Raw genomic sequence first — 25,434 nt, 5'->3', positions numbered from 1 at the left:
CAAGCCTTTCAGTTTTCACTATCGAGGCGGTAGACCTCCGCGTTGTCGTGGCGCTCCCGCAGCCCCTTAAATGAGGCATGTTGTAATTGCCTGTTAGACGTCCACGCTTGATATTCAATCTCGCCTATCAACGTCGGCGCGATCCAAACAACGTTACGTTTGTCTTCGTAGGGCACAGGAGGCACTTTCCTTTTCCAAGGCACGCGATCCATCAACGACCGGAGGTCTGACGCCTGGCGGGCCGTAAAACCAGTTCCTACGCTTCCGACATACTCTAGTTGATCGCTTCGATATGCAGCCAGCAGGAGCGACGAGAACGGCGACGGGCTTGACGGCTCGTAGCCGAGAACGAAGAAGCCTTCCGATTGGACACATTTGATTTTGACCCAATCACCGGTTAGGCCGGATCGATAAGAACTATCGCGATCTTTGCCGACAATGCCCTCTAGCCCGAGGCGACAGGCATGATCGAGCAGTTCTTGCGGATCAGCTTTGGAGGCTGCGCTGTGACCGTTTGGGCCGTGCCGATAAGGCGAATGCGACGAGACACAGGATCGCTCCAGGGCGAGAGAAAATTAATGCTCGAAGACCGATCTTAGACTGCCTTGCCTCCGTCAGCGATCACCTGCTTCCCCTGATCCGTGATCACAAGCACAGGGTTTCCGTTGACCGCGATCTCTTTCAAAAATGCGGCCCGTTCGAGCGAAGCGACGGTTGCAGTTGAAACTCGCCGGTCGCCGATCAGCCAAACGCGGCCAGAGCGACGCTGATGCCGATATCGCGCAATAGCGGACAAGGCTTGAATGGAGGTCTTCGACGGCGGCTTTCGAACGCTAGTCATCATGACAGCAGGACTCCTGTTCCTCTTACGTTCATGTGAGAATCGCTGGTGTAGAATTCAAGCCCTGCGAGCGCTCGAAACAGTCCAACGTGGTCAGATGCGGGCCGTCAGTTTCGGTCATCCGTCGAGGAAAGGGGACCCGCTTCCACAAAACCTACCCACCACCCGAGGTTGCCACCCCATCGCAGTATAGGATGCGCGTATTGACAGGGGGCTTTCATCACGCGTTAACCGCTGAGACCCAAGCATCGGCGAGAGACGTTCCCCATGAAGGGCAACGATACGATCCTGTACAATCGTGAGTTACTGTCATTTTCAACGAGTGTCGCTATCGTCAGCGAATCATTGAGGTTCACATGACGCCTGAGAGACGCCGCGAGATATTCGAAACGGTCCGCAACAAAGCCCATTCACTTGGACTGCAATTCGAGGACGATCCCACGTACTTAAACGCTGTCGAAGAGTGGATTGCGGGATCGATCACCGCAGAGAATCTTCGAAACCACTACCAGGAGCTGTTGGAAGGTCGCGAGAAAGAGAAGCGTTTGTCGTACTTCGTCAAGCACTGTCTCCAGGAAGTCTGATGATGCGCGAAGGCATTCAGAAGATCAAATAGACCGCGCGGTCGGCTACAGCTTCTCACCCAACGGCTATTCCCGATACTAACTCACGAAACGGCTTCCAAGTAGCGTAAAGCAGATAGATAACAGCTGCGCATCCGAGACGGACAAAGATTGGGCGCACTCGTGGTGTGGGAGTCTTCTGAAATATTATGCTGAGTGCAGCACTCACAGCTCCGGCAAAAAGCCCCGTCCCGAATAGAGCCAGGATTGCGAAGAGTCCTCCCATCACTCCGCCGTTTTGGTAACTTTCTCCATCGGCGACAAGCCTGATGAGGATAACCAAAATTATCGTAGTAGCGCTCAAACTCCGCCAACCTGGGAGGAACGCCAATAACACCCACCCCAGAAGGTAGGGTAGCGAAACGAGTGCCGTGAAAATTAGAAACTCCACTACCCCTCCTTAAAACAAACGCCGCGTGTCGAGTATCAATGGTCGTCACTTGATCTAGCAGGATTAGCCTCACCAGTCCCGGTCTTTCCTCCAGCCGTTGTAAACATGAACGTAGAGCGTTTTCGTTTTCGAGGGTGACTAAGGGCTCGTGATCGGGGAAAGGTCCGTTATCACCGCAGCGGTCCCCGAGCTGCTTTGTCGTACCCAGTCGCCTTCAACACAGCCTGAACCCGCGCATAGGCTACCTTCATACGAGCATCGAGGGTTTCCCATTCGGCGTTCAGCTCAACAAATTTGTCGTTGATGCGCAGCATTTCGTTGCCAACGGTATAAGTGCCACTGGTGTCACCACCTCGTCGCCTTTCCTGATCCGCCGCAAGAATAGCTTCTCGCTCGGCTTCCAAAGCCTGCATTTTCCGGACCAGCTTCATGTGGGGCTTCTCGACCTTCGCGTAGGTGTACAGCGCATACTTGGCGCGAAGTCGCAGGATGATACCAGGACGCTGCTCCATCGTCACTCCTCTGATTTCTATTCACCCGGCCTAGAGCCCGAGAAATTGTTGCAACAGGCGTCCCTCCAGGCTTCTTCCGGCGCAATGGCATGGTTTTGCCCGTGACGGCGTTGGAGCCCAAGCCGCCATTCGAAAGAAAGCAGTCAACGTCTTCCTCGGACCTGAGCGGTGACACTGCTATAACGCACTCGCAAAACGATAGACGCAAGTCTGGTCCAGATCGACCGTCTCGATCTCAGACACGCCTGCCGTTTTCAAGGCCCTTAACCAGAATGACTTTGCGCCAGCGTTATTCGCCATGACGCTAACTTCCCATATGCCAGAATGCGCAGCAAGAAGGCTGGCAACCGCTCGCTCACCAACCCCCGTGCCCCGGAACTCCGGCAGCACATAGAACTCAGCAACAGCAAAATCAGTGCCGTTCCCTGAAGGCGACCAGGTGTTTACGAGTGCAAACCCAGCGGTGCGTTTGCCAGTGGCAATGATGTAGGGCCAGCGGGCTCGGTCTACCCAGTAGCTATCAAAGAAACGGTATTCGCGGTCCACCTCGGCATACTGGCTTAGCTCGTCAAGATAAGTAGATAGCATCTCCCAAACCTGAGTTTTTTCGGCTTCGCTTGCTAGGTGCAGTTTGATTTCCAAAACTTCCTCACAAAGGCGATGGATGAGCGTATATTCGAATCGAATGAAATGCTTGCGGTTGGCGCAATCCGTCGAAGACCGTTGTCGCCTTCCGGCCCGTAGCCGTCATTGTAGCGCAATGGGTTGCTAAAATTGCTGCATGGTCGGAAAAAAAAGTTCCCAGTCGTTGGCACCGACTGTTTCAACAATCTGCTGACCGATAAGGGGCCGCGCTGCAACGAGGGCTTTGCAATGTAGGCGAAGCGTCGTTAGCGTCGTGCACGACGAAGAGTAAATAAATCAAGTGACTTAGATAATCTTGGCGAATATAATGTACGTCCTCTCTTGCGGCATCAGTCCACTGCTGAAGAATTGGATTCGTCGTTTTTGCTCGCATTTAGGTCCGAGAGGGTCAGCGGTCTAAATTTCAGAGCGAGCTTGCCAGGACCGTCATAGAGTCCGATTTCTTCAATCGCGTCCTCTAGCTGAACGACGTGATAGAAATGTAGCTCCGCTCGCTGAGGCACTGTTGTGATCACGTCGCCTGAATTGGGCAAAACGACCTCGCATGTGAAATAGCCACCGACGCCCAAGACCAAAGGTCGCACGTTGTTGTGGTAATCCCAGGGCGTCCCTTCAACTCGAAACACGGTCCCGATAATTTTCATAGCGACAAGATGCATCAGGCTTGTTCCATTTGCGGCACCCATTGAGATAGGACAATTGGTGAATACGTGCAATTAGCGAACAGGTCGCCGAGGCCAGCTTGAGCCCCGTCGCGGTCATGCTATGGTGCATTATAGAAATTCAGGGCCGACTATGACCTCCCACGCGACAATGTTAACACCGCCGTTCAACTTCGCTGTCGTACAAATGCCTGATAGGAATTATCCGGGAGTCGTCTTTCAAGGCGATACGCTGCACAGCATGACGACGCAGGTTGCTCAAATGCAGAGGCTTCTTGCCAAGCAAGACCTGGCTGAACTCGGTGACGAGATCGAAGTGCTGCTCCACGATCTATTGGCTATCCAAGCATCCTATGAACGGGTCTGTTCAGAGCAAGGGATCGATCTGCCTTACGTCCGCTGATGTTCAACCGGTCTGATATTGACGCGAAGGTGCCGAGATCGCCTTTCGGCCCTTTGCGAACTGATGATTAGTTGGCGTTTCATTGACTGATCTACCTTCGCAGGTTGAGTATCCCCAATGCTGTTGATAAGACCTACGGACTATAATGAACGAAAGCATTCATTTTTGTTTCCGGCGAAGTTTCCTGAGCCACTGCTACTGGCGGTATTAGAACTTCGGTCTGAACGCATCTACGACTTGGAACTGGGTAACGAGGCTGCCGCGTTGTCGGCAATTCTAGACGCGGCGCGACATCTGCCGGGACAGCCCTTTTCAATTCTTTCTGAAGACACCGGGAGCGTTAACAAAGTGCGATCCTATAGCGGTGTCATACCTAGCCGGAGTTCGCTCAGACAGTTGGAGCATCGTCGGTTTGAGGTAAAAACGGCTCCCAACGTATCCAGGCTAGGTGCCATTGTCAGCCTACAGGATGCGTGTCTTGACGACGAAGCCGCTCGACTTGTTCTAAATTATTGGGATGCCCTGATTCTTTGCAGCAAAAGGGATTTGAATGAACTGCGGGACTTGTTCGTGAGTTGGATGACTAGCGCGGAGCCGAGCAATTCCCGAGTGAACATCAATCTGGCGCTGGCGGCGACACGTTTTTCGGACGACGTCGCCATGCGTTATTTTCCGCCGGATAATGGTAGACACGAAACAATCGCTTTGCTTTTCAACGAGAGCAAGATTGAGATGACGCAAGCCTTCTTTCGCTCTTTGAAGTTTCGTCTCAAGGTCAGGTGAGCAGCCTGATACATCGGCCGTCCGATGTCGCCTATTCTGAGACACGAGAAAGCGCTTCCGGTCGACTGAAATTGAGGAAACCATGGATAAGCTAAGCTCGCTGGAGAGGCAGCGACTGTCTGAAGTAATCAGGACGGCATTAACGGTCGATTGGGAACGATTCAAGTTCCTTACAGATACCCAGTTTTCGAATACGGCATCTATGAAAGAACAGTTCGAAGATTCGTCCCAACTACTAATAGGCCTGATGTCTAAACCAAGACCCGAGGTAGCCGTGGGAGTGCACAAAGACGGCAGCCGGGTCATCTTCGCACGCTTTTCATTGGACGACCCTGCGGCAGGTCCAATCCTACTGACGCTGCACAGTACGTCTGAACGCCCGGATTCCGTCATCAGTATCTGGACCTTCTACCAAGAAATGAGCTTCGACTAGTGACGGTTCGAAAGGCTGTCTCGCAGCTCGATGAGATCGCGTATCGCTTCGATAGGTTCGCTGTCAGCTTGGCTCGGAGAGTTCGGCGTCATTGCGGAGGAACCTGCTCAGATAGCCTGAAAGCTACCATGTATTGAAACAAACCCTATGACTACTTTTGAGCATCTGTGCTTCAGGCGCATCAGCGTCATGACGGCCTTCGCCCGTTGCGCACAGTGTAAGCGCGACGGCCGCTTGCTATGATCAGCACTATCGCTTCGCTCGATTCACAACGATTATGCGGCTCAAAAATACGATAACAAAGGGGGTCCATAGTGCGAGGACTAAATAGTAGTATGCGGTCGCCCCGACACACTCACTTTGAACCGCACCGGGTTTGCCGGAGGCTCCAACTTCTGAGAAAGTGGAGTCATCATGAGCAAGACAACGAACAAGTTTTCACCTGAAGTCCGTCAACGTGCCATTCGTATGGTGCTGGATCACGAAGCCGAGCATCCATCCCGCTGGGCTGCCGTTTCATCTATTGCGGCCAAGATCGGCTGCTCGCCAGCCACGCTGCATGAATGGGTGAAGAAGTCCGAGGTCGACAGCGGTAAACGAGCAGGCCTGCCGAGCGATGTGGCCGAGAAGATGAAGGCTCTTGAGCGGGAGAACCGGGAGCTTCGTCAGGCCAACGAGATTTTGCGCAAAGCTTCTGCATATTTCGCCATGGCGGAGCTCGACCGCCCCTTCAAGCGATGATCTCGTTCATCGACGAACACCGTAGCGTGTTCGGGGTCGAGCCGATCTGCAAGCTGCTGCCGATTGCCCCATCAACCTACCATGAGAATGTCGCCAAACGACTGGACGTGGATCGCCTGTCGGTCCGCGCCCGCAGCGATATCAGCCTGAAGATCGAGATCCGTCGCGTCTTCGAGCAGAACTTTCGGGTCTATGGCGTTCGTAAAGTCTGGCGGCAGTTGAAGCGTGAAGGCTTCGACGCCGCCCGCTGCACCGTTGCTCGGCTTATGAGGTCGATGAGCCTGCAAGGTGTTATTCGGGGAAAGCCGATCCGCACGACGTTCTCGGACAAGACGGCTCCAAGCCCGCTTGACCGGGTGAACCGCCAGTTTAAAGCCCCTGCGCCAAACAGGCTGTGGGTTTCGGATTTCACCTATGTCGCTACTTGGCAGGGTTTCGTCTACGTGGCCTTTGTCATCGACGTCTTTGCTCGTCGCATCGTCGGCTGGCGGGCGAGCCGGACAGCACATGCAAGCTTCGTCCTCGATGCGCTGGAGCAGGCACTTCATGATCGGCGTCCTGCGCATGGCGGCGGCCTTGTGCATCATTCGGATCGCGGTGTTCAATACGTTTCGATCAGGTATTCCGAACGCCTGGCAGAGGCAGGCATCGAGCCGTCCGTCGGGAGTGTCGGTGACAGCTACGATAACGCCCTCGCAGAAACGATCAACGGTCTCTACAAGGCCGAGGTCATCCATCGGCGTGGACCATGGAGGAGCTTCGAGACGGTAGAATTCGCCACCTTGGAATGGGTCGACTGGTTCAACCATCGACGGCTTTTGGAGCCCATCGGGAACATACCGCCAGCCGAAGCTGAAGAGCGGTATTACGCCATGCTGGACGAACCAGCTATGGCTGCATAACTTAAACGAAATGGCCTCCGGCAAACCCGGTGCGGTTCACTTTCATCGATCCGGCATGACTGAGCTACTCCAAGTCGAAGAGGTGACAGAGCGAGGCCCAGTGCCGCTCCAGCAACCAGCATGGACATCCATGTCTGGAAACCTTGGCGAACGATCAAGGTGAGAACGATGATTGCGATACATGGCAGCAAAGCTACCAATCCGAAGGACATTACTTGTTCCCAGCCAGTTACAGATGTAGGTGATACTATCCGGCCTGATTGTCGTGGCAACGTTTGTAATCGGCCCGAAACGACCGTTAATCTTGACCTGAGCCCCTGACCTTCCTCCAGATTTTGGTAGAGTCCGTCACATCAAGGAGACGGACGAATGAAGCGTTCACGGTTCACGGAAGAACAGATCATCGGGATATTGAAGGAGCAGGAGGCGGGCGCGAAGACGGCGGACGTCTGCCGCAAGCACGGCATCTCGGACGCAACCTTCTACAAATACAAGGCGAAGTATGGCGGCATGGACGTGTCCGATGCGCGCAAGCTGAAGGCGCTTGAGGACGAGAATGCCAAGCTGAAGAAACTGCTCGCCGAAGCCATGCTGGACAATGCGATCCTGAAGGATGTCGCTGCAAAAAAATGGTGACGCCCGATGTGAAGCGGGATGCGGTGGCTCATGTCTGTGCGCAGCATGGGGTGAGCCAGCGTCGGGCGTGCGAGGTTCTGTCGGTGGATCGGTCGAGCATGCGATATCGCAGCGTGCGGCCTGACGATGCGGCCATTCGTGAGGCGATGAAGAAGGTGGCATCTGAACGACGCCGCTTCGGTTATCGCCGTATCCACGTCATGCTCGACCGGCAGGGGATCGTCATGAACCTGAAGAAGCTTCGGCGTCTTTATCGGGAGGAGAAGCTGACGGTGCGCAAGCGCGGCGGCCGGAAGCGAGCCTTGGGGACAAGGCGTCCTCTGGCTCTGCCCTCGCGTCCCAATGAGCGCTGGAGCCTGGACTTCGTCAGCGATGCCTTCACCGACGGTCGCCGCTTTCGGGTCCTGGCCGTCGTTGACGACTTCACCCGCGAATGCCTATGCCTGGTCGCCGATACATCCCTGTCAGGCGCAAGGCTTGCCCGTGAACTGGATAGTCTCATCGCCAGACGCGGAAAACCGAGGACGATTGTCTCGGACAACGGGACGGAGATGACCAGCATGGCCATCCTCAAATGGTGCCAGGAGAGCAAGGTCGAATGGCATTACATCGCCCCCGGCAAGCCGATGCAAAACGGCTTCGTCGAAAGCTTCAACGGCAGCTTCCGCGACGAGTGCCTGAACGAGACGCTGTTCTCGTCGCTCGCTCAGGCCCGCGCCGCAATCACTGCATGGAAGGAGGATTACAACAGAAACAGACCGCACTCGTCGCTGGGCAATATCACCCCCAGCGAATTCGCAATGAAAATGGCCATGGAAAAACAGGCCGCATGAGGCCAGATTAAAAATCCAAGACTCTCCCGAAAACTGGAGGGAGATTGGGTCTCAGGTCAATCTCGCTTTTCATTTGCGCCGACGTTCACAACTGATTTGCAAAACGCTAGACTACAGTTGCAGTATTTAAAATTCCAGAAGCTCTTTAATGCCGACCCGTTACCGCCTTGCGCAAGCTGCCCTCTATTCGTTTTTGTTCGTCTGCTTTGCAGGCCTCACCCGAGCCCAACCGATAGGGCATTGGTTGCTCGATAACTGCGGCCTCATGGGCCTTTCCATTGGTATTTTCATCTATGCGGCAGCCCTATGTGCATCCATCTTTGGCGTGAGGAAAATCACCAACACATGGTCTTTTGATGAACTGCCTCGGCATTCGAGCGAAAAGGTCTTTGGAAGCTTCTATCACGTTGAAGCAAATCAGTTTGTGATAGAGGAGACCAAACCAAAAAAGCCTGATGACTTCGACAAGCCAAAGTATGACGTGTAGATGTCCGAATTTTTTCAGGACAAATTCGTGGGCGGGCATAGTATTTATTGGCGCGAAGCTGTCGTGGTCGTCTCTCGGCCCGAAGCTCACTTCCAGCAACTAAGAGCGGGCGATGGCTTTTAAGTAGTCACCTGACCTGTCCGCATGAGCTTCAACAGTGACTGTTTCCCCTGGGGTAAACTCCCCCTCTTCATATTCCGGAACCTTCTGGGCTAGAATGACGAAGCACCCATTGCGTAGCCGCAAATTTCTGTCGTGCGTATCAGAGCCTCTTAATACCTGAACAACTGATGATCTATAGCTTAGGTACCAACGTCAAACAGAAGGCTCGACGGTGCGTAAGGTATTCCTCTTTTCAGTGGTTGTGTTTACTGCAATCGCTCTCAGTCTGCTGCTATTCACATATCGACTGTCGACGGCCGCTCAAGAGATTGCGGTAGGACGCTCCTTCTGCCTCCAGGTTCCTAAAAGTAGCCCCTACCGCATGGGAGGCTCATATCAGGCGGCGAGCAATTTGTTGGATATTACCCCAATTATCATGAGAGGGAAAAACTCGATCTATCACGCAGTCTTGGTCGTCGATAAAGGCTCAAGTCTCGCCGTGTATAACTGGTCTTATTGGCACATGAGTTTCCGGAGTGACTTACGTGGCGGGGAGGACACTACTGGCTGGCCGATACTGTGCAAAACAGGAAACCGTCTGCTCGGCGGCCCTTTGGGCAACGCGGAGGAATTTGTGTTCATTCGCGACGACACGCGGTGGGTTGTTGGCAGCCAATACGAGCCAAGCGTGGCTTACTGGAATTATCTCATGGATTTCCGTGCGGTCGAACCGGCATTCCGCCCGCTATCTGGGAAAGAGATAAGCCGCTACGGTAATGCTTATTGGGGCATACTCGTCGGGATAGGTGACGAGGAAATCGAGCGGACGAGGGGATGGTTGGAAGGCTTGTTGACATCTGAAACTTATCGAAAACCCGGATACGAGGCGGTGGCGGAGCGCGATAAGGAGGGGGCCTTGGTAGCAGTTGCAGCCTGCATGCCGCCCACCGACAAAAATCCGCGATCATGCCAGAATCGCTTTATACGCGATGGACTGACTTTTTCGTTCAGGCATGAGCCTATGCCAAAAGACGATTGGATCAAACTTCAGCAAACACTCTACCAGCGTGTGCATTCTTTCGAGCATTCACGCTAGCGATGCTGGTGCCGCGACATAGTCACCTCATTCAAGGTGTGAGCGGAACAACGCTTACAACGAGCCAATTTTTTATTTGAATGGGCTTGAATGTACTCAGGCGAGCGGTTCGATGCAATTCCATTTGGGACGTTGTGGAATGCCGATCTTCCAACCCGCAACCGAACGCAGACCCGCATTGCGAGGTCGATAGATTTCAATTTTATCCTGTGTAATGGTCTGCCCAGTCCCACCAAGTTCTCATTTAACCGAGTTCATTTGATGCCCGATAACCCTAGCCAAATCCGCTTAGAAAGTTGCCTTCAGGTACTGGTGGGGTTGCCATTGAGTATTGCCCGCAACGCTGCGGATATGAAGATTTTCCATTTTGGGGAGATTCAGCCGCATCCTTCAGGCCGAGGAACTGTCGGTTCTTACGCACTACATATTCAATGCCCGTGGCGTCTGGTTGTTAAGGATAGAGTGTTTACGGGGACATCAGATCGCTTTGTCGGTCCTGCTGAAGGATCAGAGGTTGATGATGACAACCATAGATCGGGAAGCCTGCAGCTCATCAGAATTGCATCGCTTCTGAAAGGCTATGACGAGACAACCAAGTCCTTCGTGAACACCACAGAGCAACTCATCGTCATCGAGGCCCATGCAGATAACGTTGGTGGGGCTGACTTGCTGCTATCAGGCGATTACCGCCTCCAAATTTTTCCAGACGGCTCGCTAGAAGAGGATTGGCGCTTTGTCGAGTTAGAGGGTCGTCATATCGTGATGGAAGGCGGCCGCGTACGGATAGACGACTAGCGATCTGGCCACTGCAGCCAGTGGAGCGAGTTTTCCAACAGTATCGGCCCAGAGCAGACGTCAGATAGAGGCTTGCTCTTCGTCTATTGACAGCAGTTGCGAAGCGGTAGCTGTGGATATCGCACCGTTTAACTGCTGATCCGACAAGGTCCAAAGAACGAGATTGATCCATTCCTGATGTCCAATCTCGTAGGCGACATCCTCCCTCAGTTCGAGGTGATCGGCCCATTTCTCTAAGTCGTCCGAACTGAGCCTGCCTTCGAGGTATGACATGAGTACGACCTCTACATCCTTCCGCGTGAGAAGAACGGGCTCGCCCTTATAGTCCCAAGAGAACCTCGACAGCCGACTTTGGCAGTTCGCAAGGCTATCTCGCATCTCGATCAAATCACGAACCGCCGTAAGACGTTCGCTGTGCGTTTGGCTCGGAGCGTGTGGAGGCACTAAGAGGAACCTTGTTTTGTGCGCCCAAAGTTTCCACGAGTCGCAACAAACTCGATGACTACTTCGAGGCTTCTGGGGTATCAGCGTCGTGGTCGCTCCGGCCCCAAGCAATCATTGGAGTTGCTAAGTTCACGCATTCCGTATTTTGTCTGTCGAGTATGGTGAAGGCTTCATCTGCAGATAAGGCAAAGGTCGCTACAAACAAGCACGATGGGGCGCAATCCGAAGACAAAGTTTCTGATCAGACCGCATCATAGCCGCGATCTAACACTGCTAATGGAACGAGAAACCATGCTTATACCTGGTGTTAAAAATACGATCACTTACACTATCGTTTTGGTAGAAGCGGTAATGGTATTATCGTTTCTCAAGCAATACACGAATATCATATACCTTAGTGGATTGGCGAGTATAGCAGCTGTTGTAACCTTGCGGATAAGGCATGCGAATTATACATATACACCATTTTCAAATAAAAACGATTCCGATATAATAAATAAAGAAATAAGATGGGCAATTGTAATTTTCCCAATAATATTTATCGTAGGTCAAAGCTTCAAGGCGGTTGTCTTACCTGGTGGTTTCGCGCAAGGCAATGTTGGAATAATCATGTTTTTGGCAGCGGCGTTTGTTTGGGCGTTGCTTGAAGGATTTCTTCGCATACGAATAAAGTAAGCAATATTTCAGACATGAGTGAGCATCATTATTCAACATTTTCGATGGCTTAATCCTCGGACTATTGCGTCGACAGCGTCGCCGAATCGGAATTACGATCGTCACGCACCCTCCTAGCTGCTGCAACAAAACGGTCTCATCAGGGAGCAAAGCTGAAGGTCGCCTTCTGGCCCGAAACGGTCGTTCCGCAGTTGCAAGAACGTCGCCATTGAGCAATTATCGGCACCACCCCAACGTTGGGTTATCCAATGAAAGTCTCGCTCACCAAATACGCGTGTCTCGACTGCCAACGAGTTTTCAAACGCCCTGCAGATGCGACACAGAAAACCTGCCCACGATGCTCTGGTGTCGCGTACCGCACTGGCTCAGATTTCCGTCCGCCGTCATCTGGTGACGTGAAGGGCTGGGAGGTTGCATCATTCCTGATCTCAAACGGCCTCCCATACTATCGGCTCGGTGTGCAGTACCCGGCAACTCTAAAAGACGCGCGGCGCTTTGTGGAAGAGAACGCTTCGAAGGCCGTAGACATGACCACAAACAGGGCCGTTCCGCTGCAGTGGCCCCGAGATCGTCGAGCTTGAAGGCATGTGAGGCCCGTAGAAAAATAGGAAATTGCCCGATGGCGGCACTGTCTCCTGTCGGCCCAAAGCTGACTTCCGACCACTAAGAACGAACTATGGCTTTGAGGTAGTCACCTGACCTGTCCACATGAGCTTCAACAGTGACTGTTTCCCTTGGGGTAAACTCCCACTCTTCATATTCCGGAACCTCCTGGGCTAGAATAAAGAAGCACCCATCGCCCAGTGCTTCGGCCTTGATCGGCCGCCATACAGGAATTGACTCATCGAGAAGGCGAACGTGGATAGTGACTACTTCGACCTGGTCAGATGATTCCATGACAGCCACTTCTCCCCCAAATAACGCAAGTTACGTCGTCAATGAAGGTATCGCAACGGCTGCGTCGCCGCGATGACGCCTGTCGGCCCGTTGCGGACAAACCTATGAATCGCGACAATTCAACGGCAAAATAAATAACCATGAATTACAATATTACGATTTGTTCAGATACTAAGTACGAAGAGCTAATTGCCGAAATCCTTTTCACAAGCGGCGAGTTGGTGGTCATTAGCCAAGAACGGAGTCGCGAACAGTTTGATGTCAGCCTTTATTCGCCTCAGAAGAGCATAGATGACGTGGTGGAGCGACCAAATCTTCTTGATCTCGACGAGCTACTCGCGGCAATTTCTAAGGCAAAAGAGAGGCTGAGGCTGCTAGACGTGCCAACCGAATAGAACAATGGTGGCGCTTGTCGACGTCGTCTTTCGGCCCTTTGCGGCCGTTGATAGGGGGGCTAACCCCATCTTTGCAATCATCCTAATTCAGGAATGAGATCGGACTTCCTAACGTCAGGATCAAATCGACACTCCTTCGCGCAGACATCGAACTGGAAGTCGCTCCCACTGAACATCACCACGAACCGTAGGAACTTCTTATCAAAACCGATCTGGTCTTCGAGTACCATCACGCGATCATAGGGCAGCGAAATCTGCTTATCTAATTGCCCGTTTATGTTGATCGAAAGGCACCAACCGAACCGAAGCTCTCCAACGTGTTCAGCCCCATCACTACGGTATTGGAAGTGGATCGTAGCCTCGGTGCCAATGTACGAGACGCCGAAGTCACCATATCCAGAGGGATCGTAAGGCAGCTCAAGAAACAACTTCATCTAATAACTCCGGTTCTGCAGGAGGACCTTACGAACACGTTGCGCTGAACGAATGATGGACCCACTGCCCACTTCGGAGCGAAACGTTACGGTAGCAGCGAAAACCTGAGGTCTGCAATTGGCGCGAAGCCGCCGAGGTCGCCTCTCGGCCCAAAGCTGACTTCCAGCCACTAAGAGCGAGCTATGGCTTTGAGGTAGTTACCTGACCTGTCGAGATGAGCTTCAACAGTGACTGTTTCTCCTGTGGTAAACTCCCACTCTTCAAATTCCGGAACCTCCTGGGCTAGGATGACGAAGCACCCATTGCCCAGTGCTTCGGCCTTGACCGGCCGCCATACAGGAATTAGCTCATCGAGAAGGCGAACGTGGATAGTGACTACTTCGACCTGGTCAGATGATCCCATGACAGCTATTCCTTCGTCTAATGAGGCAAGTTACGTAGTCAACTAAGGTATCGCAACGGCTGCGTCGCCGTGATGACGCCTGTCGGCCCAGAGCAGACGTCAGATAGAGGCTTGCTCTTCGTCTATCGACAGCAGTTGCGAAGCGGTCGCTGTGGATATCGCACCGTTTAACTGCTGATCCGACAAGGTCCAAAGAACGAGATTGATCCATTCCTGATGTCCAATCTCGTAGGCGACATCCTCCCTCAGTTCGAGGTGATCGGCCCATTTCTCTAAGTCGTCCGAACTGAGCCTGCCTTCGAGGTATGACATGAGTACGGCCTCTACATCCTTCCGCGTGAGAAGAACGGGCTCGCCCTTATAGTCCCAAGAGAACCTCGACAGCTGACTTTGGCAGTTCGCAAGGCTATCTCGCAGCTCGATCAAATCACGAACCGCCGTAAGACGTTCGCTGTCAGTTTGGCTCGGAGCGTGTGGAGGCACTAAGAGGAACCTTGTTTTGTGCGCCCAAAGTTACCACGAGTCGCAACAAACTCGATGACTACTTCAAGGCTTCTGGCGTATCAGCGTCGTGGTCGCTTTCGGCCCGAAGCTGCCGCGCTACATCGCGGCGACGGTATGTTCGGCGTCCGCCCACTTGATCCACGCGCGTCCGCTCTGTGGCTTCCAGACATCTGCAAAGCGAAGAAACACTTGGTTGATCGCAGCATCGTCCGAGGGCAGCCCTTCACGTGCGACGGCCCTTAGATTCAACAGATTCTGCGCGTCCTGCGACAAGAACTCTGAGTTGACCCCGCACCTTATCGAGAATGTAGCATCCACATCACCAAAGGCCCGATTCCACAGCCCGAAGTGATATCCCAGTTCGGGAATAACGGTTCTTGGTGGGAAGTCTGTCCAGTTTCGTCCCTTCAAAAAGAGCATACGCACTTCCTCGGGATCGGTCGGGTTAATAACCGGGCCAGCCAGCGCGATCTTCCTAGATTTACCCGGTCGAACCCAAGTCTCGAATGGGGGCCCAAGCCCCTTCATCTCAGCGAGGTGCTCAATTGCTTTAAGGACAAGTGTCTCAAGCTCTTCAGGCTTGGGACCCCAGTAGAGGTGAATGTTCACTTCGATCATGATTGCCCCGCTAGCTCCCGCCCACGCTAAGCGAATTTCAACATCCCAGCTATGACCGCAGTCGGCCCAAGCCGGACTTACAACAGATGATCGATGCCGAAATCACCGAGGCGTTCGTAGGCTTGTGCTGCTTCGAGCCTTGCCACCGGATTTCCTTCCACCGCTCGACCATACCAGTAATTCGCGGCGTGGAGATCGCCTACCTGTTCGTAGCAAATTCCCAGCCGTTCTTCCAGATAGCCCGCATCGAGTGAGGGGCCTCAATCCGACATGGAGAGAACTCTTGATCGCGTCAGCAACATCGCCATCAACAATATACTTCTTGGCAATGCAGACTCTCTTGGCTAGGCGAGAAGGTTGTCGAACAGGGCTATCAGAGAAAACGGCGTCAAAAATAGCGTTAGGAAACCCAAGGTCTTTCCCGCAACTTTAGCAATCACGGTGACAAACTTTGGGTTAGGCCTCGCTGAATAGAACACTCGCTGAACTGAAATTGGTACCTTCACGTATTTCTTCAACCAGAAGACTAAGGCAGCAAAAATATATACACCGAGTGGTGCGTACGGAATGAGGACAATAGCCGCTAAAGATGCCGCCCAGAGCAACAAGATAACCAAAATCAAAATCATCGGGTGGCTGAGCATGTCCGCGTTCTTCTTCCACAAACGGCTATGCATAGACAACATCCACAGCTAGCAGTCGCAGTCAAGGACCGGCCTTCTCAAGTCGATACGTGACGCTTTTCGGCCCGACCCGGTCATTGTTGACCGAATGCAAAGAGGTATCTTCGAGCCTCATAGTGGCATTGACGCTTTGTGATTACGCCTACAGAATTACTCTGCACCCTGACGAACCCATCGCACTGTTATAAGTGGCGAACATGGCTAATATCTCCAGCGCCTTTACGGCAGCTAGCAGCATGAAAACCAAACCTTCGATCATGAGTGTTGAGTTGAGAGCAGCCCTAAATGCTGTCGGCGAAAAGCTATATAGTGGCAAGGCGCTGCAGGGTGAGGTGGAGGCGGTCGTTCGCCTGTTGAATGACCTGTCACCGCTTAGCGTCACTCTTGTGTCAGGGGCAATTCGCAACGAGGCAAACTTGTTCGGTGCGGTCAAACCCCAGTCCCTCTGGAAAAGCCTCGTAACACCGCTCACCCACCGCAACCAGCTGCACGACACACCGGGTTTGGCGCTTTTGTTCCTGTTTCATGGCAATGGCCAGTTGCGTGAACTGGCGCTGGAGAAGATCACGCAGGGGCTTGTCTCGCCCTTCTGGGTGGCAGCCGTGCTTTTTCGAATGAACGACTGGGCGGTGCAGGTGCGCGAAAGCGCCAACCGCTGCGTGGAGCGCGTGCTGCCCGTCACGCCACCACACGTGCTCGCAGAGGTCGCGCTTATGCTGTTTCCCCGTCAGAGCGAGTGGGGCCGTTGGAATGACGCCGGGCAAACGCTTGCCAGAAGCCTTATGACGAGACCGGATATCGGCGCGGAGTTTGCAACGCTGTTAATGTCCAGTGCCGCTGGGCCAGTGCCAACCTCCTTCCGGCTTGCGCTGAAAACCCCGTGGCTGGATACGTATCTAAGTGACATCGCCACTCACGCCACAAACCCCATTGTTCGCGCCATTGCCGTCGAAACCCTGCTGCAAGGCACGGCTCGATGGCGATCCGGTTATGAGCACAAGTGGCTCGACAAACGCTACAACATTACCAAGCTCGTTCCAGTATACACCAGCCGCCCCCTCGATATTGCCTCAAAGCCTGAGCCAATTGCCATGATGGCAATCACAGATCGCTCTGCCTTCGTGCGCCGCACATTCCTGCAATGCGCTGACCGCCATACAATTCCCGCAGAACTTTCACGCACATGCGCAAAACACCTAGCCAACGACCACGACAAATCCGTGCGGGACCTCGCGGCGTTTATTCTCAGCAAGAGGTGAGTACGTGCAAGAAGTGGCCAGTGGGCCTTCTGCCGCTTTCAAAGAGACGAGGTTGAGCTAAGCTCACCCTGGTCTAGCAGTCGTTGGGGCTAAACAGTGTCGGGTCGCGGCGTTTCTGATTGTAGAAGCGCTTGGTGTAGTCGAAGACATCCGCTCGTCATTAAAGCACACGAATTTCAGTTTTTGCATTCGTATATCCTGCGTCAATTGGAGCGGCTTAGGTCCTGTTGACAAAGTGTTTCTGCCAATGCGACCGTGGGTTCACGGAGGACGCCATGGCGACACTTAGGGTCTATGATCTCAAGGATCACGTTCTTGCGCTTAATCTCAGAGACCTGCTGCGACTTTTGGCACCTCGTTCTTTAGAAGCACGTTGGATTGTCTCCACAGTCAAGTCGTCCAAACCTGGGCACGAATGGTTTGAGGCTACCGGTGAAGGGGGCGAACGGCTTGAGGGATTAGCACAAGACGACGGCCAGCTTTCGGGCTCTGATTTAGCTGCCTTGGCTGAGAATACGCGGCAGGTTATTTGGGGGGAGTTCGTCGGCTTGGCAGCCGCGCAGTTAGACAGGCCGTGGGTGATAATCCGGGCGGTCGATAGCACGTTCTACGAGATCGATTCGGATGACGAGGCGGTGCTGAACAAGATTAGCTCGACCTACAAAGACGTCCGAATGGGAGAGGCTCCGACTACGTCATGGGTCTTGGACCAGGTCGACGAATGATGGCAGCCAAACGCGAACGGCAGCCAGAGCAAGGAATGCCATGAATGACCTCGCCGTTTTATCATAGCGCGTGGCCACGCGACGGAAATGCTTGAGGCGATTGAACATCCGTTCGATGCGGTTTCGATCCTTGTATGCGCGTAAGTCGCAGGCAGGAGGGTTCTTCCGGTTTGCTTTTGGCGGAATGACCGGCCTGATCCCGTGGCTCAGCAGTTCTTCACGTAGGAAGTCACCGTCGTAGCCCTTGTCGGCAAGGAACAGCCTCGGCTTGCCAACCGGCATCGCCAGCAGATCAGGAACGGCATTGTAGTCCGAAGTCTCCCCTCCCGTCAGAACGAAGCCAAGAGGGCGTCCCTGACCGTCTGCACGGGCGTGGATTTTCGTCGTAAAGCCGCCGCGTGATCGACCAAAAGCCTCCCGATAAGTCCCCCTTTAGCGCCCGCAGCTTGAGAATGGCCGCGAGATGTGGTGCCGTCGATCATATGCTGCCAGTCATCTGTCAGCCCAAGTTCAACGAGGGTGTCAAGCAAAGCGTCCTGAACCCCTTGCTCGGCCCAGCGGCGGAATCTCACATAGACCGAGTTCCACTTCCCGTAGCGCTCATGCATGTCGCGCCAGGGGCAGCCTACCCGAAGAACATGCAGCATGCCGTTCAGGTATCGCCGCTTATCGTGCGCGGGCTGGGACTTCCTTCCACGTTCGGTAGGCAGCAGTCCTTGGATGATCCGCCATTCCATATCCGTAAGGTCGCCGCGAGCCAAAACAGCCTCCTAAAAGCAGTCTTGCACCACGCTTCTCCTGGTTTGGGAATCCACTTTGTCAACAGGCCCTAGCCAATGCCAAGCTGGGAAGATGAGTGAAGGGTATACGTCTAGCGAAGCGAAGTTTGCTTCCGTTGGCCGCTGGCGTCAACATTGATACTACTGTCGTTTAGCGGCAGAACTGAAGAGCCACTAAGGCGGATGGATCACAGCCAATCGCCTCATGAGGTTGTTGCTTTTCATCGTGAGTCGGTCGTACATGGTACGATGTCTTCGACCAAAGCTTTCACGAACACTGTTGGCATTGAGAAAGTAGTCCTGCGTGCAAAGGGTCTTGAACCAGGACCTGTCTTGGAAGCAGAAGTTGAGCTTGCCAGGAACATTCTGCGGAAGAAGGGCGCGAGCGCTATAGAGGCCATCTTCGTCGTAGGCCTCTATAGCGCTGCTGAAGACGCTCCGCTGCTGGAGATGTATCTGCATGGCGAGGGGAACAACCTTTACGCCGAGTACGCGATCAAGGCGCTGTGCCGCTACCTTGGCATGACCGACCAATATCGTCCGTTGTTGCGGCAGTGGATCACGAACCGGGATGACGCGTTCCGGAGGATCGCCGCGATCCATCTGGCGAAGGAATACTTCCGAGGTTACGTAGATAACGATCTAGGCAGGTACCTCATCGACGTTCTTTGCGACCTTGAAGATAATTGTCGGCACGCGGCACGTAGCTCTTTGACAGACATTTTGAACTTGAGAGATCGGCTCAGCGACCCCTCCGGCCTAGTCTTCGCCGACTGGGATGATGACGCGACACTGATAGTCGAGGTGGCTGCTGCACAGTTCGGGTACGACGTGCCGACGATCCTGCACGGACGCCCGATCCACTAATCTGCAGAGACATCCACTGCCATGGTGGCTTGTCGCTTTATCGATCTATTCGCTGAGGTACGCGGATATTGGTGATATGCGATCAATTTAAGCATTCTCGGCCAGCTCGGAAGCGCAAGTAAGCTGACTCTCACTTGCCGTAGCGCTTACGTATGTCGCGCCAAGGCATTCAAGTTGGGGAACAGGCAGTATTCTTGCGATACCGTCGACCGAGGCGAAGCAACAGCAACCGGCTCGCGAGTGCAACTTGACCAGGAAACTGGCTTCTGTTGTAACGCTGATCGTCTACAACCGTACTGCTTTTTTTTGATTGCGATAACCAGTTATGAGGTAGGCATGTTTGCGTTTATGGCCGCTTGGCCGACTTGGCTTATTCCCGCAATCGTAGCGGGCGTGATGGGAGGTATGGCTGGCGCGATAGGTACTGTGCTAGGCAGAACGAATGGGAAGGTTTCAGTACTTTTAATTGTCGTAGCCGTTGCCGCATCTAAGCCTGTGTCTGACAACTTCGTCATGCCTGTGGTCGAAAACGACGTCGCGAATGCTGGCCTTCCCATGAAAGTGGACACCTCCACGACGATGAAACGCGTTGAGATCGACGGCAAAGCGGTGCGATATTTCTTTGATCTGGATGAAAGCGTTTCTGTCTTAACCTCCTCTGAGCTGAAAACGACGATTGGGATTCCCGCTTGCAGCTACTGGAGAGACCAGTTCAAACGAGGGAGGTACACCTCGGCGCAGTACGTTTACGACTTTAAACCCAGCGGCCGTGAGGATTTCACTCTTCTGCAAGCTGACTGCCCATAGGCCCCTTTGACGAAGTTCTTGAGTTGCTATGCCTCGGGAGCGCTGCCCAGCGTGTGAGATACGCGTCGAGTAGCGTTCGTTTTTCAAAGAAGCTTTGAGGAAAGCGCTGTAGGCTGGGAATTACCACACGTTTTGCCGTTTTGAACGACCTCCGCTGCCAGGCAAATGGCAACAATGCACCAATTGCAGCCATCAGTACGCTTATCCAACGATCAGAAAAATTTCCCCAATTTTGATCCTGGGCCCCAATACCGGCTCGATCTCAACCTGGTTCTCTGCGCCGCGAAAAAGATCAAATTTTCTTTCCTTCTGGAAAGTGACCTTAGACCGACCTGATGTGAATGAGCAGACCTTCGGACACTCAATAGTCAAATCTGCAGACTCGACTGTCTCGCGGCGACGCCAGGTAACATCCACTTTCACGCCTGATCCTAAACCAAAAATGATCTCGCATCTTTTATCGATCCTGCAATGGGCTGCACCGACGATGGGCTCTTCCAACCCATCCAGCATGACAGCGGCTTGCACACGTCGCTCATTGGATGCAGCGATTTGAGCGAAAGCTGTAGGCGTTGATTGGGCAACGCACGCCATTGTCGAAAAAACGAATTTGTACGCCTTAAGGTATGTGGCCATTGCCCCGGCTTCGCCCGCTATCATCGCACCATAGGAGCCGTACATTGTGACCCGACAACGGCTAAGTACCACTGAAGTCTTCTGAGGACATGACTGATCCCTGTAGCCCCATGGAAGCAACTCATCAATCTGGTTCCGCTTGTGCCCGTTGACGATAGCGGCCATCGTGTTGGTCAGCTAAGTCAGAGGATCGACGGCATGACCACAATGACCCAATCTCGATGAGTTAGGGAGTTCAACACTTGATGATAAAATACGAACTCATGAGTTTTGATCTTGGGGCAGGAGCGGCGGCCGCAGACCTTGATCGTCTGGAAATGACCTGCTCAGGATCGAAGGAACTGAGGGCTTATTTCTCCGTTGCGGGGAAAAGTAAGCTCCTAAGGGTGTTCTTCCCCGACGTCGACATCTTCCGGGTCATTGATGAAATGCATCTGCCGCTGGAGCAACAGGGGATGGAAACGGTGGGGTACGTCTCCAACCACTTCGCTTACAAGGTCCAGGGAAGCCCGTTCTGGGCAGCGCAACGCCAAGTCTTTGAGACAGTGCTAACAGGATCAGTCCACTATCTGTTCGTCACCGGAGGCGACTGCCTGGACGTCATCACGAGAGACGAGCCACGGTTCAGCTGGGTTGATCCCAATGCCGGTTGAGTCATCCCACCATGTTTGTTCCATCGCCACCAAGTTGCCGTGCGCTTGTCACTAGGGCGGTAGTGGGATTTTCGTGCCTAGTATCTTTGAGCGTTGCAGGCAGGCGCATCTCTGCTTAGGCATGTTAGCTGCGAAGCTGCGCGATTTAAGCAGTGCTAGGCGGCGTTAGAAGGGAGTCCGATGTGCGTCTTGCCAAAGTAGGATTGATAGTAAGCTTGGTGACCGCCAGCGTTCGGTCTAGCCAACCGGCTTGCGCGGAGGTTATTCCTGAAGATATTGTCGCGATGATCAAGTCCTCATCCGATGTTGACGCGTATCGGGTAAACGCGCTTGCGAAGCTGGCAAATCTGCTTGTCAAGGTTGGCCTCAAAGAAGACGAGGTCAAACAGGTGCTCAACGATGCGATCACCGATGGTATTCGTCCGAAACGGATATCTAAAGTCTTGACTGCCTCGCTTTTAATCAGCCGCCTCAGGAAGCAGAGCTTTGCTGAGAGCGCAGCTTCTGTACGGCAGGCCGCGATGCGCGGATCGCAAGGCATCATAGACCTCGACGCAACTTTCAGCTTTCTAACGTCTCACGAGCGGCAGCAGATACTCGCGTTGCAAGCCGCCGGGAAGGAACAAGAAGCCGAATGGTATGCTTGGGACCTTACCCTCCCGGGACTAGAGAAGCGCAGTCAACAACGTATGATCAGAACTATGACAGGAGCAGCGCCGTAGGCTACGCCACGAAGACCAGGGTAGTGGTCAGCTTTAGAACTAAACCGGTCAAAGATGAACCTGCTCTACAGCGCCGCCTTCGCCGTCGTCCCAAGCGTCCACCATCGCAAGAACTTCATTGAGCGGCTCGTTTGGATGAGATGAAGTGCAAAGGAAGCGGTCTGGCTGCGATCTGTCGCCTATCACCAGGCAGTCTATTTGCTCTTCCAGAACGGCTGACGCGGGGCCGAAAATGTCCAGTAAAGAAACTCGGTCAACGAGACAACAAAACCCTCCAGCAGAGCTGCATTCGATACCGGCGAGTGGAGAATGAGTTTTGAGGCGAAAGGCATGGATTGAAGGTAGACTTTCAGAATGAGGAACGCAATTTGCGCGTAGCGGTTAAGGTCGCCTTCCTGCCCGTTGTGCGAATGAAGGGCCCTATCTCTCCATATTTTTCACTGCACTGTCGAAGAGGCCGTTGATATAGTCTTCGCAACCCAATCGAGCCGCTGTTTGATTTAAGTGGGCTCGAATGTCCTCAGGCGAGCGGCCCGATGCAATTCCGTTTGGGACGTTGTGGAATACGTCCGCAAGAGATTGTGCTTTTCGCAGGTTTTCAGCCGCCCTGATCTCGATCAGGGCGTAACGTAAAGCCGTTAGAACAAGTCTATAATCCATGATTTCTGCTGGCATCGGTTCACTCTTGATCCATTGTTTGGCAGCTTTCGGCCCAACGACTCGTTGCTGAGGCCTTCTCTGTTTCCATATATGTTTAACGGCGTACATTGTGTCTTAAGAACTGCCATGCAGTTCGAGCTGGTTCATGAAGTCTGGCTCGATCCGGAAGCAGATGGGCAGATGCTTCCGGGCTTGTGCTTGGCTGGCCCTATGGGGGATGGCTTCAGGTCTGTCCTAAACGAGGGGGCTTGCAAGGTCGGTGAAATTCGCGGCTCCAGCACCTTCGACTTGATGATAAAATATTGGAAGCTACAAGGCTGGGGCAAGTACACGACGTCATTTGAGCAAGACCACGAACCGTTTCCGGAGGAGTGGATTAGTATCCAGCAAAGCTACCTCCGAGGTAGGGTAGCCACGTAACTAACGAACGTTTGTTGCCTTAGGACCTAATGTCCGTCCACATATCCGCTGGACAAGCCTTTGGCTTCAGTGAATGCCGACTGAGTTCGAATTCTCTTCATCATAGCATCGCGCTGTGCTCGGGTGAGCCTGGAGCCATTTATGCTGGCGAACGTCTTTCGGGCAGGAGGCTCTGAGTTCATGATTTCGACTGGCCCGAGCGCCTCCTTAAGGAGACGATGAAGCCGCGACGCATTGCGGCTTCCCCACACGCCCAAGAATTCGGGACTTGAAGACGGCCCGAAAATGACGCCGCCGCCAAAGATTGTCTTGAAATTCGCGATATTACCGAAAGTTGCTATGACAGCGTCACTTGGAGCCGCGCAGTGATTGATAACGCCAGCCTTGAAACGGTAGACCTTGACCACGTTATCATCCCCCTGAACCATCCTGCGTTTGCGAAAGTATGATGCGTCATCACTCGTACCAAAATGCGATGCAACGGCCGCCCTTGGCTCGAAGCTGAAGACAGCAATCGACGAAAACCGCCGTCAGGCTTTAAACCAGCGGGCTCTCGTTTCTTCCTCAAGTGTATCAATTAATCCATATTCGGCTTCTTCAGCGACTTGGTAAGCGAGATGAGAAACTACCGCCAACGCCGCATACTGCCCTTCGGCTGCCGCGACCTCACGCATTAGGACCAGTCCCATTTCCAGCGATACCGCTTCGCCATTGAGCACTCGCTTGGCGAAATCGCCTATCGGAGCGGCCAAGGGAAATGATGTTCGTCTAGTCCAGGAAGCCAGCAAGTCCCTTTGTTTCGGCCCCGAAAGTTGTGCAGACGCTGGTGGGCAAACGAGTTCGTACAGCACACAAAATGCCGCATTTGAAGAAATCGAGCAAGCTTCGAATATCAACGCCTCAGCTTTCGCTGCATCGCGGTAGGGGAACTTGCAGTCGCACTTGTCAAGAAATACCTGCTCTTTATCGGTAATGCTCATGATGGCGCTCGACGTTTGGAGATTACAATTTGCCTCACGCCCTTGGCAAGTTCTGCAACTACGGCGAAGCGCCAGGCAGCAACCGGACGCAGACCTATTCTTCTCCTCTATCAACAATCATCAGATCAGGGTTGATTGTTGAGCCATAGATAAAGCACTCCGGGTTGGGCGAGTGCGGGATGCGGCTAATCCGTATTGTACCTGCGTCGAGAAGAATCTCACACCACTCGTCAGACCAAACCAATTCTGTAACTCTAACAGGATCATCGCCGAAACCGATGTCAATCCTTACCTCGGTCCAAGCCGTTATCGCACCGTCTTCAAAAGTGATGATCGTGTTATATCTTGCCTTGTGCTGAATTTCCCTCAGCTCTTTCCCCATAAGCCTATCAGCGATCAAATCCATCAGTAGGCTCCCGTGTCCGGTCGACCCTAGCGAAAGCCGGGATAGGTAATAATGACCGCCACCAGCAGTACGCAATTTTGACGTTTGGGTCGATACGCTCTGGGTGAGCAGGGTCCTGTATCCGGCATAGACATCGGCGCTCATGATGCCGGAGAAGCCCTACAATATCGTTCGGCGCAACCAAGCGCATAGGAGAAGGCCGGGCCAAGTGGACCACCCGACCCAGGGGCAGTCATCCCGCGTGAGCTAGATGTCAGCGTTGTTTTGAACTTCGCGCAGTCGTGTGCAGAACATGCCTGTGGCTCAACTTCGTAGAGAGAACGTCGCTCTCGCTGATGAACACCTTGCCCCCGATGTTCTCCCCGCGAGATATCGCGGCAGCAGCCAGACAGGTGAAGAAGTTGGCGTAAAGCGTCAGACGTCGCAACGACATCTCCGGCGGGTTGGCAATCGATCTGATTGCTTCGCACGTCACGATCACCAGCCACACTTGCGAGCCGTCCGTCACCGTGATCTGTCCGTTTTCGTGGTAGAGAAACGGTGCTGGTTCGCACAGGGTGATTTCGGTATGGTCGATCATA

At 53.5% G+C, this 25,434-nt stretch carries 32 protein-coding genes, 2 pseudogenes and 1 other annotated feature; of the genes and pseudogenes, 17 read left to right on the top strand and 17 right to left on the bottom strand.

Annotated features, from left to right (window positions below; translation table 11 throughout):
* Positions 1 to 8 precede the first annotated feature (8 nt).
* The 4 genes and pseudogenes from J3A65_RS10955 to J3A65_RS10940 form a co-directional block, all read right to left on the bottom strand.
* Positions 9 to 491 (bottom strand): annotated as a pseudogene (locus J3A65_RS10955) (ATP-dependent DNA ligase); the annotation flags it as partial.
* Between the two features lie 1,534 nt (positions 492 to 2,025).
* The gene (locus J3A65_RS10950; protein WP_209901196.1) at positions 2,026 to 2,367 is read right to left on the bottom strand and encodes a hypothetical protein; all 342 of its coding nucleotides are present in this window, start codon (positions 2,365 to 2,367) and stop codon (positions 2,026 to 2,028) included.
* A gap of 177 nt (positions 2,368 to 2,544) precedes the next feature.
* Positions 2,545 to 3,009, bottom strand: a complete 465-nt coding sequence (locus J3A65_RS10945; RefSeq protein WP_209901194.1) for a GNAT family N-acetyltransferase — start codon at positions 3,007 to 3,009, stop codon at positions 2,545 to 2,547.
* A 332-nt stretch (positions 3,010 to 3,341) separates the two neighbouring features.
* Positions 3,342 to 3,671, bottom strand: coding sequence for a hypothetical protein (locus J3A65_RS10940; RefSeq protein ID WP_209901192.1), 330 nt, complete (start codon positions 3,669 to 3,671; stop codon positions 3,342 to 3,344).
* Positions 3,672 to 3,807: 136 nt separating this feature from the next.
* Between J3A65_RS10940 and J3A65_RS10935 the strand changes: the two genes are divergently transcribed.
* From J3A65_RS10935 to J3A65_RS10900, 8 genes are all read left to right on the top strand, one after another.
* The gene (locus J3A65_RS10935; RefSeq protein WP_209901190.1) at positions 3,808 to 4,077 is read left to right on the top strand and encodes a hypothetical protein; all 270 of its coding nucleotides are present in this window, start codon (positions 3,808 to 3,810) and stop codon (positions 4,075 to 4,077) included.
* Between the two features lie 117 nt (positions 4,078 to 4,194).
* Positions 4,195 to 4,860, top strand: coding sequence for a hypothetical protein (locus tag J3A65_RS10930; RefSeq protein ID WP_209901188.1), 666 nt, complete (start codon positions 4,195 to 4,197; stop codon positions 4,858 to 4,860).
* Between the two features lie 82 nt (positions 4,861 to 4,942).
* Positions 4,943 to 5,293, top strand: coding sequence for a hypothetical protein (locus J3A65_RS10925; RefSeq protein WP_209901186.1), 351 nt, complete (start codon positions 4,943 to 4,945; stop codon positions 5,291 to 5,293).
* A 414-nt stretch (positions 5,294 to 5,707) separates the two neighbouring features.
* Positions 5,708 to 6,936 (top strand): IS3 family transposase gene (locus J3A65_RS10920; protein WP_209901184.1). Its coding sequence is split into 2 segments (ribosomal slippage): positions 5,708 to 6,002 and positions 6,002 to 6,936, totalling 1,230 coding nucleotides; the frame shifts between segments, so codons are not numbered across the junction.
* Positions 5,989 to 6,105 (top strand) — a sequence feature (AL1L pseudoknot). (Overlaps the previous gene by 117 nt.)
* Before the next feature lie 369 nt (positions 6,937 to 7,305).
* Positions 7,306 to 8,405 (top strand): IS3 family transposase gene (locus J3A65_RS10915; protein ID WP_209899056.1). Its coding sequence is split into 2 segments (ribosomal slippage): positions 7,306 to 7,558 and positions 7,558 to 8,405, totalling 1,101 coding nucleotides; the frame shifts between segments, so codons are not numbered across the junction.
* A gap of 148 nt (positions 8,406 to 8,553) precedes the next feature.
* Positions 8,554 to 8,892 carry a hypothetical protein gene (locus J3A65_RS10910; protein ID WP_209901182.1) on the top strand — a complete coding sequence of 113 codons (339 nt, stop codon included), beginning with the start codon at positions 8,554 to 8,556 and terminating at the stop codon, positions 8,890 to 8,892.
* Between the two features lie 334 nt (positions 8,893 to 9,226).
* Positions 9,227 to 10,090, top strand: a complete 864-nt coding sequence (locus J3A65_RS10905; RefSeq protein ID WP_209901180.1) for a hypothetical protein — start codon at positions 9,227 to 9,229, stop codon at positions 10,088 to 10,090.
* Between the two features lie 261 nt (positions 10,091 to 10,351).
* The gene (locus J3A65_RS10900) at positions 10,352 to 10,885 is read left to right on the top strand and encodes a hypothetical protein (protein ID WP_209901178.1); all 534 of its coding nucleotides are present in this window, start codon (positions 10,352 to 10,354) and stop codon (positions 10,883 to 10,885) included.
* 60 nt (positions 10,886 to 10,945) lie between these two features.
* On the opposite strand, the gene J3A65_RS10895 is transcribed toward J3A65_RS10900, so the two are convergent.
* Positions 10,946 to 11,158, bottom strand: coding sequence for a hypothetical protein (locus J3A65_RS10895; RefSeq protein WP_209901168.1), 213 nt, complete (start codon positions 11,156 to 11,158; stop codon positions 10,946 to 10,948).
* A 462-nt stretch (positions 11,159 to 11,620) separates the two neighbouring features.
* Here J3A65_RS10895 and J3A65_RS10890 point away from each other — a divergent pair, with 462 nt between their 5' ends.
* Positions 11,621 to 12,004 carry a hypothetical protein gene (locus J3A65_RS10890; protein ID WP_209901176.1) on the top strand — a complete coding sequence of 128 codons (384 nt, stop codon included), beginning with the start codon at positions 11,621 to 11,623 and terminating at the stop codon, positions 12,002 to 12,004.
* A gap of 663 nt (positions 12,005 to 12,667) precedes the next feature.
* On the opposite strand, the gene J3A65_RS10885 is transcribed toward J3A65_RS10890, so the two are convergent.
* Positions 12,668 to 12,901 carry a hypothetical protein gene (locus tag J3A65_RS10885; RefSeq protein WP_192077347.1) on the bottom strand — a complete coding sequence of 78 codons (234 nt, stop codon included), beginning with the start codon at positions 12,899 to 12,901 and terminating at the stop codon, positions 12,668 to 12,670.
* A 140-nt stretch (positions 12,902 to 13,041) separates the two neighbouring features.
* On the opposite strand from J3A65_RS10885, the gene J3A65_RS10880 reads away from it, so the two are divergent.
* Complete coding sequence (locus tag J3A65_RS10880) at positions 13,042 to 13,296, top strand: hypothetical protein (RefSeq protein WP_209901174.1); 255 nt, start codon at positions 13,042 to 13,044, stop codon at positions 13,294 to 13,296.
* 77 nt (positions 13,297 to 13,373) lie between these two features.
* Here J3A65_RS10880 and J3A65_RS10875 read toward each other — a convergent pair whose 3' ends face one another.
* From J3A65_RS10875 to J3A65_RS10860, 4 genes are all read right to left on the bottom strand, one after another.
* Complete coding sequence (locus J3A65_RS10875) at positions 13,374 to 13,730, bottom strand: hypothetical protein (RefSeq protein ID WP_209901172.1); 357 nt, start codon at positions 13,728 to 13,730, stop codon at positions 13,374 to 13,376.
* A 170-nt stretch (positions 13,731 to 13,900) separates the two neighbouring features.
* Positions 13,901 to 14,134 carry a hypothetical protein gene (locus J3A65_RS10870; RefSeq protein ID WP_209901170.1) on the bottom strand — a complete coding sequence of 78 codons (234 nt, stop codon included), beginning with the start codon at positions 14,132 to 14,134 and terminating at the stop codon, positions 13,901 to 13,903.
* Positions 14,135 to 14,233: 99 nt separating this feature from the next.
* A complete protein-coding gene (locus tag J3A65_RS10865) occupies positions 14,234 to 14,446 on the bottom strand; it encodes a hypothetical protein (protein ID WP_209901168.1) in 213 nt (70 codons plus the stop codon).
* A 288-nt stretch (positions 14,447 to 14,734) separates the two neighbouring features.
* A complete protein-coding gene (locus J3A65_RS10860; RefSeq protein WP_209901166.1) occupies positions 14,735 to 15,256 on the bottom strand; it encodes a hypothetical protein in 522 nt (173 codons plus the stop codon).
* An 86-nt stretch (positions 15,257 to 15,342) separates the two neighbouring features.
* Between J3A65_RS10860 and J3A65_RS10855 the strand changes: the two genes are divergently transcribed.
* Positions 15,343 to 15,510: a hypothetical protein gene (locus J3A65_RS10855; RefSeq protein WP_209901164.1), complete on the top strand. Its 168-nt coding sequence runs from the start codon at positions 15,343 to 15,345 to the stop codon at positions 15,508 to 15,510.
* A gap of 90 nt (positions 15,511 to 15,600) precedes the next feature.
* On the opposite strand, the gene J3A65_RS10850 is transcribed toward J3A65_RS10855, so the two are convergent.
* Complete coding sequence (locus J3A65_RS10850) at positions 15,601 to 15,933, bottom strand: hypothetical protein (RefSeq protein ID WP_209901162.1); 333 nt, start codon at positions 15,931 to 15,933, stop codon at positions 15,601 to 15,603.
* A gap of 203 nt (positions 15,934 to 16,136) precedes the next feature.
* Here J3A65_RS10850 and J3A65_RS10845 point away from each other — a divergent pair, with 203 nt between their 5' ends.
* Together J3A65_RS10845 and J3A65_RS10840 are read left to right on the top strand one after the other, a co-directional pair.
* Positions 16,137 to 17,198, top strand: coding sequence for a hypothetical protein (locus J3A65_RS10845; RefSeq protein ID WP_209901160.1), 1,062 nt, complete (start codon positions 16,137 to 16,139; stop codon positions 17,196 to 17,198).
* Positions 17,199 to 17,473: 275 nt separating this feature from the next.
* Positions 17,474 to 17,923, top strand: coding sequence for a hypothetical protein (locus J3A65_RS10840; RefSeq protein ID WP_209901158.1), 450 nt, complete (start codon positions 17,474 to 17,476; stop codon positions 17,921 to 17,923).
* On the opposite strand, the gene J3A65_RS10835 is transcribed toward J3A65_RS10840, so the two are convergent.
* Positions 17,894 to 18,684, bottom strand: a protein-coding gene (locus J3A65_RS10835) for an IS5 family transposase (RefSeq protein WP_245341514.1) whose coding sequence is annotated in 2 segments (ribosomal slippage) — positions 17,894 to 18,354 and positions 18,354 to 18,684 — 792 coding nt in all. Because the reading frame shifts where the segments join, the coding sequence is not laid out codon by codon here. The two genes, J3A65_RS10840 and J3A65_RS10835, sit on opposite strands and share 30 nt — an antisense overlap.
* Positions 18,685 to 19,035: 351 nt before the next feature.
* Here J3A65_RS10835 and J3A65_RS10830 point away from each other — a divergent pair.
* Together J3A65_RS10830 and J3A65_RS10825 are read left to right on the top strand one after the other, a co-directional pair.
* On the top strand, positions 19,036 to 19,569 hold the full coding sequence (locus J3A65_RS10830; protein ID WP_209901156.1) for a hypothetical protein: 534 nt from the start codon (positions 19,036 to 19,038) through the stop codon (positions 19,567 to 19,569).
* Positions 19,570 to 19,905: 336 nt separating this feature from the next.
* Positions 19,906 to 20,376: a hypothetical protein gene (locus tag J3A65_RS10825; RefSeq protein WP_209901153.1), complete on the top strand. Its 471-nt coding sequence runs from the start codon at positions 19,906 to 19,908 to the stop codon at positions 20,374 to 20,376.
* A gap of 738 nt (positions 20,377 to 21,114) precedes the next feature.
* Here the strand turns inward: J3A65_RS10825 and J3A65_RS23350 are convergent.
* Positions 21,115 to 21,213 (bottom strand): annotated as a pseudogene (locus J3A65_RS23350) (transposase domain-containing protein); the annotation flags it as partial.
* A gap of 44 nt (positions 21,214 to 21,257) precedes the next feature.
* Between J3A65_RS23350 and J3A65_RS10815 the strand changes: the two are divergent.
* Together J3A65_RS10815 and J3A65_RS10810 are read left to right on the top strand one after the other, a co-directional pair.
* Positions 21,258 to 21,665, top strand: coding sequence for a hypothetical protein (locus tag J3A65_RS10815; protein WP_209901149.1), 408 nt, complete (start codon positions 21,258 to 21,260; stop codon positions 21,663 to 21,665).
* Positions 21,666 to 21,847: 182 nt separating this feature from the next.
* Positions 21,848 to 22,387: a hypothetical protein gene (locus J3A65_RS10810; protein ID WP_209901147.1), complete on the top strand. Its 540-nt coding sequence runs from the start codon at positions 21,848 to 21,850 to the stop codon at positions 22,385 to 22,387.
* Positions 22,388 to 22,807: 420 nt separating this feature from the next.
* On the opposite strand, the gene J3A65_RS10805 is transcribed toward J3A65_RS10810, so the two are convergent.
* The 4 genes from J3A65_RS10805 to J3A65_RS10790 all read right to left on the bottom strand — a co-directional run bounded on the left by J3A65_RS10805 (position 22,808) and on the right by J3A65_RS10790 (position 25,433).
* The gene (locus J3A65_RS10805; protein ID WP_209901145.1) at positions 22,808 to 23,062 is read right to left on the bottom strand and encodes a hypothetical protein; all 255 of its coding nucleotides are present in this window, start codon (positions 23,060 to 23,062) and stop codon (positions 22,808 to 22,810) included.
* Positions 23,063 to 23,997: 935 nt separating this feature from the next.
* The gene (locus tag J3A65_RS10800; protein WP_209901143.1) at positions 23,998 to 24,447 is read right to left on the bottom strand and encodes a hypothetical protein; all 450 of its coding nucleotides are present in this window, start codon (positions 24,445 to 24,447) and stop codon (positions 23,998 to 24,000) included.
* A gap of 94 nt (positions 24,448 to 24,541) precedes the next feature.
* Positions 24,542 to 24,853 carry a hypothetical protein gene (locus J3A65_RS10795; protein ID WP_209901141.1) on the bottom strand — a complete coding sequence of 104 codons (312 nt, stop codon included), beginning with the start codon at positions 24,851 to 24,853 and terminating at the stop codon, positions 24,542 to 24,544.
* Positions 24,854 to 25,106: 253 nt separating this feature from the next.
* Positions 25,107 to 25,433 carry a hypothetical protein gene (locus J3A65_RS10790; protein ID WP_209901139.1) on the bottom strand — a complete coding sequence of 109 codons (327 nt, stop codon included), beginning with the start codon at positions 25,431 to 25,433 and terminating at the stop codon, positions 25,107 to 25,109.
* Position 25,434 lies beyond the last annotated feature (1 nt).

The sequence above is a fragment of the Rhizobium sp. PvP014 genome (assembly GCF_017876855.1).
Classification (GTDB): Bacteria; Pseudomonadota; Alphaproteobacteria; order Rhizobiales; family Rhizobiaceae; genus Neorhizobium; species Neorhizobium soli.
This window is presented reverse-complemented; position numbering and strand designations above follow the sequence as displayed.

Coding starts and splice junctions, on each gene's coding strand:
- J3A65_RS10840 (WP_209901158.1), top strand. CDS start 17,474: ATGGCGACACTTAGGGTCTATGATCTCAAGGATCACGTTCTTGCGCTT.
- J3A65_RS10935 (WP_209901190.1), top strand. CDS start 3,808: ATGACCTCCCACGCGACAATGTTAACACCGCCGTTCAACTTCGCTGTC.
- J3A65_RS10875 (WP_209901172.1), bottom strand. CDS start 13,730: ATGAAGTTGTTTCTTGAGCTGCCTTACGATCCCTCTGGATATGGTGAC.
- J3A65_RS10860 (WP_209901166.1), bottom strand. CDS start 15,256: ATGATCGAAGTGAACATTCACCTCTACTGGGGTCCCAAGCCTGAAGAG.
- J3A65_RS10870 (WP_209901170.1), bottom strand. CDS start 14,134: ATGGGATCATCTGACCAGGTCGAAGTAGTCACTATCCACGTTCGCCTT.
- J3A65_RS10950 (WP_209901196.1), bottom strand. CDS start 2,367: ATGGAGCAGCGTCCTGGTATCATCCTGCGACTTCGCGCCAAGTATGCG.
- J3A65_RS10790 (WP_209901139.1), bottom strand. CDS start 25,433: ATGATCGACCATACCGAAATCACCCTGTGCGAACCAGCACCGTTTCTC.
- J3A65_RS10865 (WP_209901168.1), bottom strand. CDS start 14,446: ATGTCATACCTCGAAGGCAGGCTCAGTTCGGACGACTTAGAGAAATGG.
- J3A65_RS10825 (WP_209901153.1), top strand. CDS start 19,906: ATGTTTGCGTTTATGGCCGCTTGGCCGACTTGGCTTATTCCCGCAATC.
- J3A65_RS10910 (WP_209901182.1), top strand. CDS start 8,554: ATGCCGACCCGTTACCGCCTTGCGCAAGCTGCCCTCTATTCGTTTTTG.
- J3A65_RS10900 (WP_209901178.1), top strand. CDS start 10,352: ATGCCCGATAACCCTAGCCAAATCCGCTTAGAAAGTTGCCTTCAGGTA.
- J3A65_RS10845 (WP_209901160.1), top strand. CDS start 16,137: ATGGCTAATATCTCCAGCGCCTTTACGGCAGCTAGCAGCATGAAAACC.
- J3A65_RS10940 (WP_209901192.1), bottom strand. CDS start 3,671: ATGCATCTTGTCGCTATGAAAATTATCGGGACCGTGTTTCGAGTTGAA.
- J3A65_RS10885 (WP_192077347.1), bottom strand. CDS start 12,901: ATGGAATCATCTGACCAGGTCGAAGTAGTCACTATCCACGTTCGCCTT.
- J3A65_RS10855 (WP_209901164.1), top strand. CDS start 15,343: ATGATCGATGCCGAAATCACCGAGGCGTTCGTAGGCTTGTGCTGCTTC.
- J3A65_RS10850 (WP_209901162.1), bottom strand. CDS start 15,933: ATGCATAGCCGTTTGTGGAAGAAGAACGCGGACATGCTCAGCCACCCG.
- J3A65_RS10925 (WP_209901186.1), top strand. CDS start 4,943: ATGGATAAGCTAAGCTCGCTGGAGAGGCAGCGACTGTCTGAAGTAATC.
- J3A65_RS10805 (WP_209901145.1), bottom strand. CDS start 23,062: ATGCCAGCAGAAATCATGGATTATAGACTTGTTCTAACGGCTTTACGT.
- J3A65_RS10895 (WP_209901168.1), bottom strand. CDS start 11,158: ATGTCATACCTCGAAGGCAGGCTCAGTTCGGACGACTTAGAGAAATGG.
- J3A65_RS10800 (WP_209901143.1), bottom strand. CDS start 24,447: ATGAGCATTACCGATAAAGAGCAGGTATTTCTTGACAAGTGCGACTGC.
- J3A65_RS10890 (WP_209901176.1), top strand. CDS start 11,621: ATGCTTATACCTGGTGTTAAAAATACGATCACTTACACTATCGTTTTG.
- J3A65_RS10795 (WP_209901141.1), bottom strand. CDS start 24,853: ATGGATTTGATCGCTGATAGGCTTATGGGGAAAGAGCTGAGGGAAATT.
- J3A65_RS10930 (WP_209901188.1), top strand. CDS start 4,195: ATGCTGTTGATAAGACCTACGGACTATAATGAACGAAAGCATTCATTT.
- J3A65_RS10880 (WP_209901174.1), top strand. CDS start 13,042: ATGAATTACAATATTACGATTTGTTCAGATACTAAGTACGAAGAGCTA.
- J3A65_RS10815 (WP_209901149.1), top strand. CDS start 21,258: ATGATAAAATACGAACTCATGAGTTTTGATCTTGGGGCAGGAGCGGCG.